The 12373-nt window shown below is 46.3% G+C and carries 10 protein-coding genes; 4 read left to right on the top strand and 6 right to left on the bottom strand.

Annotated elements, in window-relative coordinates:
* The first annotated feature begins 2 nt into the window (after positions 1 to 2).
* Genes EYQ95_RS05400 through EYQ95_RS05410 form a run of 3 tightly spaced genes read left to right on the top strand, consistent with a single transcriptional unit; the run spans position 3 to position 3119 of the window.
* Complete coding sequence (locus tag EYQ95_RS05400) at positions 3 to 602, top strand: peptidylprolyl isomerase (protein ID WP_111914888.1); 600 nt, start codon at positions 3 to 5, stop codon at positions 600 to 602.
* Positions 603 to 2219: an MFS transporter permease gene (locus EYQ95_RS05405; protein ID WP_207801088.1), complete on the top strand. Its 1617-nt coding sequence runs from the start codon at positions 603 to 605 to the stop codon at positions 2217 to 2219.
* A gap of 3 nt (positions 2220 to 2222) precedes the next feature.
* The gene (locus EYQ95_RS05410; protein ID WP_111914890.1) at positions 2223 to 3119 is read left to right on the top strand and encodes a ketopantoate reductase family protein; all 897 of its coding nucleotides are present in this window, start codon (positions 2223 to 2225) and stop codon (positions 3117 to 3119) included.
* On the opposite strand, the gene ribBA is transcribed toward EYQ95_RS05410, so the two are convergent.
* From ribBA to glyA, 4 genes are read right to left on the bottom strand one after another with little or no spacing between them, the layout of a single operon-like run.
* Entirely contained in the window at positions 3116 to 4237 is a 1122-nt protein-coding gene (ribBA, locus tag EYQ95_RS05415; RefSeq protein WP_111914891.1) for a bifunctional 3,4-dihydroxy-2-butanone-4-phosphate synthase/GTP cyclohydrolase II, read from the bottom strand. The genes EYQ95_RS05410 and ribBA overlap by 4 nt on opposite strands.
* A gap of 15 nt (positions 4238 to 4252) precedes the next feature.
* Positions 4253 to 5368, bottom strand: a complete 1116-nt coding sequence (ribD, locus tag EYQ95_RS05420; RefSeq protein WP_111914892.1) for a bifunctional diaminohydroxyphosphoribosylaminopyrimidine deaminase/5-amino-6-(5-phosphoribosylamino)uracil reductase RibD — start codon at positions 5366 to 5368, stop codon at positions 4253 to 4255.
* On the bottom strand, positions 5361 to 5810 hold the full coding sequence (gene nrdR / locus EYQ95_RS05425; RefSeq protein ID WP_111914893.1) for a transcriptional regulator NrdR: 450 nt from the start codon (positions 5808 to 5810) through the stop codon (positions 5361 to 5363). Before nrdR ends, ribD begins: the two co-directional genes overlap by 8 nt.
* Before the next feature lie 19 nt (positions 5811 to 5829).
* Positions 5830 to 7089, bottom strand: a complete 1260-nt coding sequence (glyA, locus tag EYQ95_RS05430) for a serine hydroxymethyltransferase (protein ID WP_111914894.1) — start codon at positions 7087 to 7089, stop codon at positions 5830 to 5832.
* 223 nt (positions 7090 to 7312) lie between these two features.
* Here glyA and EYQ95_RS05435 point away from each other — a divergent pair, with 223 nt between their 5' ends.
* On the top strand, positions 7313 to 7993 hold the full coding sequence (locus tag EYQ95_RS05435) for a TorF family putative porin (RefSeq protein ID WP_111914895.1): 681 nt from the start codon (positions 7313 to 7315) through the stop codon (positions 7991 to 7993).
* A gap of 69 nt (positions 7994 to 8062) precedes the next feature.
* Here the strand turns inward: EYQ95_RS05435 and ettA are convergent, their stop codons facing one another.
* Complete coding sequence (gene ettA / locus EYQ95_RS05440) at positions 8063 to 9727, bottom strand: energy-dependent translational throttle protein EttA (RefSeq protein ID WP_111914896.1); 1665 nt, start codon at positions 9725 to 9727, stop codon at positions 8063 to 8065.
* A 74-nt stretch (positions 9728 to 9801) separates the two neighbouring features.
* The gene (locus tag EYQ95_RS05445; RefSeq protein WP_111914897.1) at positions 9802 to 12306 is read right to left on the bottom strand and encodes a PilZ domain-containing protein; all 2505 of its coding nucleotides are present in this window, start codon (positions 12304 to 12306) and stop codon (positions 9802 to 9804) included.
* Positions 12307 to 12373 lie beyond the last annotated feature (67 nt).

Here is a 12373-nt window from a genome sequence, read left to right on the forward strand (position 1 = left end):
TCATGTTTCGTACGTTTATTAGCGTTTTACTGCTCGCACTTTCGTTTACAGCGTCTTCCCAACAATCGGGTGAAGAAATACAGCCGAACAACCTATTCCCTCGTGTGAAATTTGTCACAAGCCATGGCGAGCTCGTTGTGGAACTTAATCGTATGCGCGCTCCCATTGCCGCCAATAACTTTCTCGGCTATGTAGCCGACGGTAGCTATAACAATACCCTCTTTCATCGTGTGGTGGTCGACTTTGTAGTACAAGGCGGAGGATTTGACACCGAATGGAATGAACTTCCAACGCGAGACCCTATATTCAATGAATCAGGAAACGGTCTCACTAATCGCTACGGCACCATTGCTATGGCAAGACAAAGTGACCCACATAGCGCCACAAGGCAATTCTATTTTAACGTCAGCGACAACGACACACTAAATCCAAGCACACGCAGATGGGGATACACAGTGTTCGGGGAAGTCGTTTCAAATATGCCGTTATTAGACGAATTAGCAGCGGTACCTGTTGGTGTTCACGAAGCTTATGGTTATGAAAATGTTCCCATTCAGCCTCTGATACTCGAGCGTGTTGAAATTATTCCGGCTGAGTTTTAATTGATGCAAGTTCCACCGCTGTCCAAGTTTGGCGAAGTCTTGAAGTTTTACTTCCAACGCCGATTACTCGTTATATTCGTTTTCGGCATCGCCAGTGGCTACCCATGGGTTCTTATTGGCTCGGCAATGTCTGCCTGGCTCAACGAGTCAGGTATATCTCGATCAGCTATCGGGTATTTTGGCGTCGTATTTGCCATGTACTCCATCAACTTTTTGTGGTCGCCCCTAGTTGATCGCATAAAAATACCTGTACTCAGCAATGCGCTTGGACACCGCAGAGGCTGGATTCTATTTTGCCAACTCGGTATAGCAGCAAGTTGTTTGTTACTGTCACAAGCAGACCTCGTCAATGGCAGCCTACACACTGCGGGTCTTATCGCTCTCTCTATAGCGCTTTTCTCTGCAACTCAAGACATTGCCATCGACGGCTATCGCATAGATTCTATTGCCGAAAACGAAGCAGAAGTTCAGTCTGCCGGCGCAGGAATGGCAACTTCCGGTTGGTGGACAGGCTATGCTGGATTAGGAGCCATTCCATTCTTCCTCAGTGACAGCGATGCATGGAATTGGTCATCCATATATGTTCTGCTAGCCGTCATTGTACTTGCAATAGCTTTACTGGGGTTATTCGCCAGAGAGCCAAAAACAGATCGGGCTATACAGCAACAAGAGGCCGAGCAGAAGTTTCGTCGAGACGTCGCCAGTCACCCAGGTGCTGCTGCAATTCTTCCCTTTGCAGCGATTACCATGATGACATTGTTAGGCTGGGCTATTTTAGGATTTGCGGGCCTCACAAGCGTAACGTATAAAACCTGGATAATTTGGGCTTTAGCTCAAACGGCTCTGTTTATACTTATCGTACGCACATTAATCGGGCTTCACAGAAACTCGCACGGTGTTCATGCCTCCCACCAAGTCCAACTCACTATTAAAACTAGCCATAAGATCATCGCCTGGCTTATTGTTACGCTTATCGAACCGCTGGCAGATTTTTTCAAACGCAACGGCACACGCTTCGCCTTATCTATTTTGCTATTCGTTCTGCTCTTTAAGCTCGGCGAGGCTTTCCTTGGACGCATGTCTATTGTGTTCTATCAAGAGATAGGCTTCACCAACTCGCAAATTGGCACTTACTCCAAACTACTCAACTGGGGAGTAACAATCGCCTTCTCACTTATTGGTAGTTACATCACCATGCGCGCAGGTATTCTAAAGGGGCTATTTATCGGTGGAACAGCAATGGCCCTAAGTAACCTATTCTTTGCCGCAATTGCGCTCACCGGTCCTTCTGTTCCCATGCTCGTAGCTGCTGTGATCATTGACGGCTTCACTGCCGCATGGTCTACGGTGGCTTTTGTTGGCCTAATAAGTTTACTCGCCAACAGAGCTTTTACAGCGTCCCAATATGCGCTTATGGCTTCAATCGCAACCATGGGAAGAACCGTAATTGGCAGCACTAGTGGCGCTTTAGTCGACTGGTTAGGAGGAAACTGGGCGCTATTTTTCTTACTCACTACGCTTATGGTTATTCCTGGTCTGTTGTTCTTGTATAGTATTCGCAAACCCATACAAGCTATCGAGCAAAAGCACCGTGCCAAATCCAATACAGGCGCTTAAAGCATGAGTAGCTACGAGTGGAATATTGTCGGGCATGGTAACTTAGCTAGCATACTCGCTAGCCGCCTAGCCAAAGAGCAACAACACGTACGTTTCGTGCTTCGCTCTGTTGTTGCCAAGAAGTCGGTGCAATTATCTGTAAACGGGCATACCGACTTCAACGGGGAAATAGAAACCTATCAGCATGCTTCATCCCCTATAACGGCACGTCAAATTTGGGTTCTGCCTTTAAAAGCTTGGCAACTTTCTGAAGCTATACATGAGCACCAGCAAAGCCTTCGCGATGCCGACGCCATTATATTTAGCCATAATGGACTTGGCGCCGGTGAAGAAGCGATAGCAACCCTAGGAGACATCCCACTTTACGACTGGGTCACCACGCATGGTGCATTTCGACAAGAATCCTCAGTTAAACATTCAGGTTGTGGAGAAAGCTGGATTGGTCCGCGTAACGCCAACCAGCAACAACCTGAGTTCGTAAGTACATTACAGCAGGCTCTCCCGCCTTTTCATTGGGATCCTAATATTCAAATGCGCCGCTGGCAGAAGCTCGCTATGAATTGTGCCATTAATCCGCTAGCAGCAGGAGAAAAGCTCTTGAACGGAGCGTTGTTGAACCCTAAGTACAAACCTATGATTGAAGGTGTTTGCTCCGAAATTGCACAAGTTATTGCCGTAGAGCTGCCACAGTCGGATTTGAATTCAGAAGCGTTAGTCGCTTCGGTCTATAAAACCATTGAACATACGCAAGAAAACGCTAATTCAATGCTGCAAGACATCAACAATAATCGTGCAACCGAAATAGACTTCCTGAACGGTTATGTCATAAAAAAAGGGCAGGAACACAACATTCCTACCCCTTTCAATCAAGAGCTATTTAACAGCATTAAAAGGCTTTAGTCTTTTTGATCCTCAATAAACTCAACGACTTCAAGGCCAAACCCTGAAAGCGCAGAGTACTTTTTCGGTGAACTCAACAACCGCATTTTACCTACGCCCACGTCCGACAGTATTTGCGAGCCAACACCCACATTCCGAGACTGGTTAGACTGCGTTGCAGTCGGCGTAGACTCACCCTTGTCTTCTAACTCAAAGTGATGCACTTGTGCAATCAAGTCTTGTGGTGATTGTTGGCGTCCTAACATGACAAAAACACCACCCTCTGCCGCAATTTTTCGCATAGCGCGGTAAACAGGCCAGCTTCTGCGCTCTGCTCGATCGGTCGCTAGCACATCGTTAAAGGTGTCTTGTAAATGCACTCTTACTAGCGCTGGTGTGTCCTTATTTACCTCACCAGAAACCAATGCGAAATGCACTTGACCGTCTACTGTATCTTGGAAAGTTATGCAGTCAAACTCACCGTAAGCCGTAGGTAGTTTACAATGCCCTACACGCTCAACAGTGTGTTCTGTCACAGAACGGTACTCAATTAAATCAGCTATCGTTCCAATCTTAATACCGTGTTGCTTCGCAAAAACTTCAAGGTCTGGACGGCGAGCCATAGTTCCGTCTTCATTAAGAATCTCAACGATTACAGACGCCGGTGTAAAGCCCGCTAACCGAGCCAAGTCACAGCCAGCTTCAGTATGACCCGCGCGATTCAGAACACCACCTTGGCGTGCCTTTAACGGGAAAATGTGACCTGGCATCACCAAGTCTGTCGGCTTTGCTTCTTTTGCTACCGCTGCTAATACCGTTTTTGCACGATCAGCCGCTGAAATACCGGTAGTTACACCCTCTGCAGCTTCAATTGAAACCGTAAAGTTAGTCGCATAAGGCGTATTGTTTTGGTCAACCATAAGTGGCAAGCGAAGTTGCTGGCAACGGTCTTCAGTAAGCGTGAGACAAATAAGTCCTCTACCGTATTTCGCCATGAAGTTAATTGCATCAGGCGTAACACATTCTGCAGCCATGATAAGGTCGCCTTCGTTTTCGCGATCTTCATCGTCCATCAAAATCACCATTTTACCGGCTTTGATGTCTTCAATAATCTCTGCAGTGCTATTGAGGCTACTCATACTACGAAAGCTCCTTTACTGAGAATGCTCAGCAATTTGATAAATAAGTTTAATATCTTCGCCAATTTTATCCATGGAAGACAATTTCAATTCAACGATGTCGCGCATAACCGCAAAGTCTGGCAAATGAACTAAAGGCTTAGCCATATTGCCCATGAGCTTAGGAGCAATGTAAACCAGTAACTCATCAACAAGGTCCTGTGTAACTAACGCGCCGGCAAGCTGGGCACCGCACTCGGCCCAAACCGAATGTATGCCTAGCTCGGCAATTTTACTGACTACTGCGGTTAAATCGGCCTTCTCATTTTGCTCAGGCACAACCCACTCGGTAACATGCTCAGGTAATTCTTGTTCACTTGCTTTGGTTCTTACTAAAAAGACAGGAACACCGTCTTGAAAGACCTGTAGCGCCGGAATTAAACGGCATTGTGTATCAATAATTACGCGAACAGGCTGGCGTAAATTTTCTAGCGCCTTTAACTCCTCTGTTTCTGCTCTCACGTTGAGCTGTGGGTTATCAGCAAGAACAGTGTCCGCGCCTGTTAAGATAGCACCAGCGCAAGCCCTGCCCTCATGTACATCCTGTCGCGCAGACTTGCCGGTAACCCACTTACTTTTACCATTCGAAAGCGCAGTTCGCCCATCTAGGCTCATAGCTAACTTCAGTTGTATTCTTGGCTTTTTTCGCTCACATAGTGAAAGAAAGCCTAGATTCAGTTGTCGCGCTTCTTCGTATTTCACGCCGACATCTACTTCAATACCTGCTTCCCGAAGTTTATTAATGCCTCGTCCAGAAACTTGCTCAAAAGGGTCTTCCATAGCCACCACAACTCGAGCAACTTCAGCTTTAATTAACGCATCAGCACAAGGTCCGGTTTTTCCTTGATGACTACACGGCTCCAAGGTTACAAACACCGTTGCATTCTTTGCCTGATTTCCAGCCATAGCTAAAGCATGAACTTCCGCGTGAGCTTCTCCCGCTTTTTCATGCCAGCCCTCACCCACAATATTCCCGTCGCCATTTACAATGACGCAGCCTACATTGGGGTTAGGGTGAGTTGTAAATCGACCTTTGCGTGCAAGTTCAATCGCACGACTCATGTAGTAATCGTCGGTAGAGATATCAGTCATCGAGTCGCGCAATTTCTTCACCAAATTCGCGAATATCTTCAAAAGAACGGTACACGGAAGCGAAACGAATATAAGCCACCTTGTCGAGCTGCTTAAGGTTTTCAATCAGCAAGTTTCCAAGAAACTTACTCGTCACTTCACGTTCACCAGTTGCTCGTAGTTCAGACTTAACTCGATGAACAAGCTTTTCAACCGCTTCAACACTTACAGGGCGCTTCTCAAGTGCGCGCTGCAAACCAGCACGCAACTTGTCTTCATTAAAAGGCTCGCGAGCGCCGTTCGTTTTAATCACCCGAGGCATCACCAATTCTGCTGTTTCAAACGTGGTGAAACGTTCCCGGCAAGCATTGCACTCGCGGCGTCTGCGCACAGACATACCGTCTGCAACCAACCGCGAGTCGATAACCTTTGTTTCTTGGGTATTACAAAACGGACAATGCAAGTGAGCTCCTCAACTTGGTTTAATCTTTATATACAGGAAGTTTCTCGCCAAGCGCTTTCACCTCTTCACGAACACGAGCTTCTACACTTTCGTCGCCTAAGTTGTCGAGTACGTCACAAATCCAGTTAGCAACCTGCTCTGCTTCTGCAACTTTGAATCCACGACGTGTAATCGCCGGTGTACCTAAACGAAGACCAGACGTTACAAAAGGAGAGCGCGGATCATTCGGTACAGAGTTTTTATTCACGGTAATATATGCACGGCCTAGAGCAGCGTCTGCGTCTTTGCCCGTAATGTCTTTATCGATGAGGTCGACCAAGAATAAGTGGTTTTCTGTACCGTTAGACACAATCTTGTAGCCACGCTCTTGCATCACTTTAACCATCGCCTTGGCATTGTCTAACACTTGCTTTTGGTAAGCTTTAAACTCTGGCTGTAACGCTTCTTTAAACGCCACAGCTTTAGCAGCGATCACGTGCATTAAAGGGCCACCTTGGTTGCCTGGGAACACTGCACTGTTAAGCTTCTTGTGTAAGTCTTCGTCGTCCTTACCTGAAAGAATCAGACCACTACGAGGACCAGCTAGAGTCTTGTGCGTTGTAGTCGTTACTACGTCAGCAAATGGTACTGGGTTAGGGTACAAGCCAGCAGCAACCAATCCTGCTACGTGCGCCATATCCACTAAAAGGTAAGCACCTACTTCGTCGGCAATTTCACGGAACTTTGCCCAATCAACAACACCTGAGAACGCAGAAAAACCTGCAATAATCATTTTCGGCTTATGCTTTCGCGCCAGCTCAGCAACTTCTTCATAGTGAATATCACCAGTTTCTGGGTGTAAACCGTATTGCACAGCATTGTATGTTTTACCTGAGAAGTTTACGCCAGAGCCATGGGTAAGGTGTCCACCATGCGCCAAGCTCATGCCTAATACAGTGTCACCCGCATTTACAAGCGCCATAAAAGCTGCAGCGTTAGCCTGAGAGCCTGCGTGAGGCTGCACGTTTGCGTATTTTGCACCAAACAATTCTTTAGCACGTTCAATCGCTAGGTTCTCAGCGATATCTACATACTCGCAACCACCGTAATAACGTTTGCCCGGATAACCTTCCGCATATTTGTTGGTCAGTTCTGAACCTTGCGCTTCAAGTACGCGTGGGCTGGTGTAATTTTCCGAAGCAATTAGTTCGATATGATGCTGTTGGCGCTCGCGCTCAGCTTCCATCGCTTTCCACAATTCAGGATCAAAATCGGCAATTTTCATATCACGGCTTAACATGTCTACTCCCAGCAGGTTAAATGTCGCACACAAGTACAGACTCAAAAAGTGTACGCATTATAGCGACTCATGCCCTTTGGGGAAACCTATCAAGGTAATTTCAATCAAGGCTGACCAATCCCGTATAAGCACAGCAAAGAAATTTGTATTTTCACTCACTAAAGACCTTATATTATTGAGAATTAGACTAAACTGAAGTCATCTTATTTATGAGGATTAAATCATGAAGCGTATCCTAGCTTTGTCTGCATGCCTGCTTAGCTTCAGCCTCCCAGCGAGTGCTGAATGGTCTTCAACATTTACTCTAGCGAGCGATTATTTGTTCAATGGTGTATCGCAAACAGACGAGTCTCCGGCATTACAAGCGAGTATCGACTGGGAAGGTAAGTCTGGGTGGTATGCTGGGGCGTGGGCTTCAAACGTCGATTTTGGTGACGACACCAACTTAGAAGTAGATTTATACCTAGGCCTTTGGCAGGAACTCAATGACAACCAATATCTAGATTTTGGTTTTGCACAATACACATACCATGGTGGCGACTTCAGCGACGAAGGGAATTATGCAGAAGTTTATGGTGCTTACGGTTTTGGTAACACCGAAATAAGAGCTTGGTACGCCTGGGACTATTTTGGCACCAATGCAGGTCACTACATAATTATGGCCACGCATACCATTCCATACACCGACCAGCTCTCCTTCGAGCTAGGCATCGACCGCTCGGCAAGCCTAGATGACAACAACTTTGAATGGGAGGCAGGAAATGCCGCCTATGTTCATTACCACGCCACAGCGCACTACTCACTCCAACACTTCGACATATCGTTGGGCATACACAGCACCGATCTAGACACCTATGGAGATACACGCTTACTGCTTATGGTGAATAAAACGATAGGTTGGTAACAAATAAAAAAGCGAGCTCCTTTCGGAAACTCGCTTTTCTTCTAACTTTAATAGCTCACACGCTGCACGTTAACCAATTCTCTTATACTTAATACGATGTGGCTCCATCGCGTCAGCACCGTATGTGGCTTTCATGTACGCTTCGTACTCGGTGTAGTTACCTTCGTAGAACGTAACCTGACCCTCGTCACGATAATCAAGTATATGTGTGGCAATTCTGTCTAAGAACCAACGGTCGTGCGAGATAACCATTGCGGCCCCCGGAAACTCCAACAACGCTTCTTCAAGTGCTCGCAGAGTTTCGACGTCGAGGTCGTTGGTTGGCTCATCCAGAAGTAGCAAGTTACCGCCAGCTTTCAAAAGCTCTGCTAAGTGAACACGGTTTCTTTCACCACCTGAAAGTTCGCCAATACGTTTTTGTTGGTCGTTACCTCGGAAGTTAAATCGACCTACATACGCACGGCTTGGAATTTCGAAGTTGCCAATTTTCAGAATATCTAAACCATCTGAAACTTGTTCCCAAACGGTTTTAGAATCGTCCATTTTGTCGCGGAACTGATCGACCGAAGCCAGCTCTACAGTTTCCCCTAAATCAATGCTACCTGCGTCTGGTTGCTCTGTGCCGGAAATCATCTTAAACAATGTTGATTTACCAGCACCGTTCGGTCCAATAATACCTACAATGGCGCCTTTCGGCATGCTGAAGCTTAAGTTATCAATCAGTACGCGTTCGCCAAATTTCTTGGTTAATCCATTAACGTCTAGTACCTTGTCACCCAAGCGAGGTCCTGGTGGAATAAATAACTCATTGGTTTCGTTACGCGCTTGATGATCTGAGCTTTGCAACTCTTCAAAGCGAGCCAAACGCGCTTTACTCTTCGCCTGACGCCCTTTCGGGTTCTGGCGTACCCACTCCAATTCTTTTTGAATCGACTTCTGGCGCGCAGCTTCTGTACGCTCTTCTTGTTTCAAGCGTGCATCTTTTTGCTCAAGCCAGCTCGAATAGTTTCCTTCCCAAGGAATACCGTGGCCGCGGTCAAGCTCAAGAATCCAACCCGCAACATTATCAAGGAAGTAACGGTCGTGGGTAATCGCCACAACAGTACCTTCGTAGTCGTGCAAGAAGCGCTCAAGCCATGCAACAGATTCGGCATCTAAGTGGTTAGTTGGTTCGTCGAGAAGCAACATATCTGGCTTCTCTAGTAATAATCGACAAATCGCAACACGTCTGCGCTCACCACCCGAAAGATGCTCTATTTTTGCGTCCCATGGTGGCAAGCGAAGCGCATCTGCCGCCCGTTCTAGTGCATTTTCTAAATTATGGCCGTCTTTTGCCTGTAAAATAGCTTCAAGTTCACCTTGGCGCTTTGCTAACGCGTCAAAATCAGCATTTTCATCGGCATAACCCGCATACACTTCGTCTAACTCTGCTAATGCGTTTTTCACATCAGAAACAGCTTCTTCTACAACTTCACGAACTGTCTTTTGTGTGTCTAGCTGCGGCTCCTGCGGCAAGTAACCAATATTAATACCAGGCTGCGGTCTTGCTTCACCTTCAAACTCGTTATCAACGCCTGCCATAATACGAAGCAGGGTTGATTTACCCGCACCGTTCAAACCCAGCACACCTATTTTCGCGCCTGGGAAAAAGCTTAACGAGATGTCTTTCAAAATGGTACGTTTCGGCGGTACAACTTTGCTTACGCCAAGCATGCTGTAAATATATTGCGCCATAGAACAGAATTCCTTTGAGTGCTTCTTAAAATTGCGGGAATTGTAACATAAGGGTAGGTGTCGAACAGCTCTGGTTAACCGATTTGCTCACTAAATCCATAGCGCATCAGAATTTCACCTGTAACCGGGGTAACATCCACCAAGCCCACTACACTCCACATTTCTTCTTCTAGCGCGTCAGCTCTATGCGGCGAGTATTGGTAAAGGTAACGAAACTCGTTAGCAATAAACTCGGTGTCGGGTTGCCCTGTATGCACTAAGGTGTATCGCAAGGCATATATTTCCCCCTCATCCAAACCTTTTTGGATAAATTCGCATACCTTTTCGCTATCAATTTGCGCGCTAAGCATAAGTCTTCGCGTTCTCAACTCTCCGTCTTCGATAGAACGGCGAACTAAGGTGGTACATGTCCATGGCGCACTATTTTCTTCCATGCCTAGCCAAGTCGGTGCCAAATACTTTTGAATAAAAGACTCAGACAACAGCGGCTGTAAATTCAAGTTGTAGCCTTCCGACAACTCCTTGCAGCTCAACTTCAATGGCTCTTTCAGTGGAGAAACACCCGCCCGATGCATCGAGAACTTCTGTCCCTTCGGCTTTTTCAGGAAAAGAGGTAACGACATTAACGCGTTGCAATACAAATTCCGCAAACACAGCTGCAAGCCATGTACCGTGCCAGACTGTTGATGGGCTTTTAAACTCTTACGGTTCGCACGGATCATAAAGTCGAAAAACTGTCTGCCAACGTGCTCGTCTAGCTCTTCAACAATAGCCATATGAATAATAGTGAGGTCAGGACTTAAATTCATAACCCGGTACGGTAGCTTTTTAAGCTCGTACTCGGGGAAGTGCTTTCCTAATACAGGAAAGTCGATATGAACAATGTCACCTTCATGAAGGTCGATTGGACGCTCTACCTCAATTTGCAATCCGTGGGTCGAGAAGTCTCGAGTCATACCTATCTGAGACTCTCCCTCAAAAACCACCCTCACTTGCGATCGGTAATTGAATCGGCTTTCTTTGCGAACATTAATAAAGTCAAAAGATGCGCGCTTTAACGGAGCTAAACCGCGTCTTGGATGAACAAAGTCGTTTAGCAGGTGTAGCTTGTCTTTGTTCGGCACATAATCAGCATAGCTTTTAGGTGACGGAGTGATATCCGTTAACACCCCAACATGGGTTAGCCCTTCAAGCTCTTTCATCACCACAGGCGTAGGAGGACGCTGAATCATGCCCTCCTTTTCAGCAACATCTTTAGGTAGTGTTGAAGGAATCCATGCTTTACCTAGGTCTAAGCGCGTTAAGCTAAAACGATACACTTTGAAATGGTTTTTACGGCACGCATAGCCTAAAAAGGTATGCCTTAATTCTTCACTTTTCAGCTCGTCTTGGGTTGCGGAGTAAAAATAAACACTACCTTTTCGAAGCACCTGAAACGTATAAATAATAACGTCGGTCATGCCTTTCGGATTATCTTTCAGCTGCTTCAAAAGCTTTGCTAATCGCTTACCCGAAAACAGTCCGCCCACCACGCAGTTGTTATTTTCATCTGTCCAGCTGTCGAGTACTTCTGCATTAAACTTAGTTTCTAGAGCAACTTGAGGGAACATTCTCTTTTCAACACGCTTAAAGAAAAGCGGAACACCCACCATGCGTGGCAAATACAATTGCTCATGCGCCTTGCTTGTCAACGCATCAACGACATTATCCACGTTCACCTTATAACGGCGTTTATAACCGTCTATAAACTTCGACAAGAAGCTGTCAAAGTCATCGAAATGCATCTCAGTGTCTCGCTTTAAGCGCAAATATGTCCCATTGTCTTTTTGCTCTACGGCAATCACTGAATAAGGTACTCCACCTTTAATGTTTAGTGTGAATTCGCTCGAGAATCCTGTGAACGAAACATCTACACTATCTTCGGTCTTAATAGGATAACGCTCTAGGTGTTCACTAGGCACCTTCAATTTCACGCGAATACCACTCACCGAAACATCCGCAGTAACCGCAGGTATTTCGGCATTTCGCCACTTCAGGGTGACTGCAGCAGCGTAGTTCATACGCTCTTCATTTCGATGGGTATATTTGCCGAATGTGAAGAAAGGCACTTCAATCGACTGTTCGTGTTTTAAGTCGGCAATATTTTGATGCACTTGCTCGGCGTGAGATTGGCCTGGCGTTAAACTTTCGCCTCTACGTTTCGCTTCAAGTCGTTGCTGCTTCTCTTTCTCGGCTATAACGCGAAGGTTGTTCTCTGCCGCATAAATTCGATCGTAAGTATCTTGCGTAAAAACACCTTGGTACCGCTCTAAACCATCTTCGAAAATCGCAATGGCAACAGGGTCCATGTAATGCACTTGGCCTTTATGTGTATAAGCTCGAACATCGCCAACAACACGTTTACGCAGATCAATTTGAGCATTACACGCCGCAGCTAAACGGCGTAATTCAGACTTGAGTCGGAAGCGTTCAGGGCCACTGAGGTCGGCCGTTAACATGGCAAAGATTTGATCAAACTCCGGTTCGTTCACAACCGGCTTTAGCTGTTCAATCAATTGTTCGCGCGCGGAATTGTCCATGCATAACGTCCTAAGCTAGCTACCTGAAATAATGTCACTCGTGTAATTATTGTTTTCGGCTTAATTT

The organism is Lysobacter sp. N42 (assembly GCF_004344885.1).

Coding starts and splice junctions, on each gene's coding strand:
- EYQ95_RS05435 (WP_111914895.1), top strand. CDS start 7,313: ATGAAGCGTATCCTAGCTTTGTCTGCATGCCTGCTTAGCTTCAGCCTC.
- EYQ95_RS05445 (WP_111914897.1), bottom strand. CDS start 12,306: ATGGACAATTCCGCGCGCGAACAATTGATTGAACAGCTAAAGCCGGTT.
- glyA (WP_111914894.1), bottom strand. CDS start 7,089: ATGTTAAGCCGTGATATGAAAATTGCCGATTTTGATCCTGAATTGTGG.
- ribBA (WP_111914891.1), bottom strand. CDS start 4,237: ATGAGTAGCCTCAATAGCACTGCAGAGATTATTGAAGACATCAAAGCC.
- EYQ95_RS05400 (WP_111914888.1), top strand. CDS start 3: ATGTTTCGTACGTTTATTAGCGTTTTACTGCTCGCACTTTCGTTTACA.
- EYQ95_RS05410 (WP_111914890.1), top strand. CDS start 2,223: ATGAGTAGCTACGAGTGGAATATTGTCGGGCATGGTAACTTAGCTAGC.
- ribD (WP_111914892.1), bottom strand. CDS start 5,368: ATGACTGATATCTCTACCGACGATTACTACATGAGTCGTGCGATTGAA.
- ettA (WP_111914896.1), bottom strand. CDS start 9,727: ATGGCGCAATATATTTACAGCATGCTTGGCGTAAGCAAAGTTGTACCG.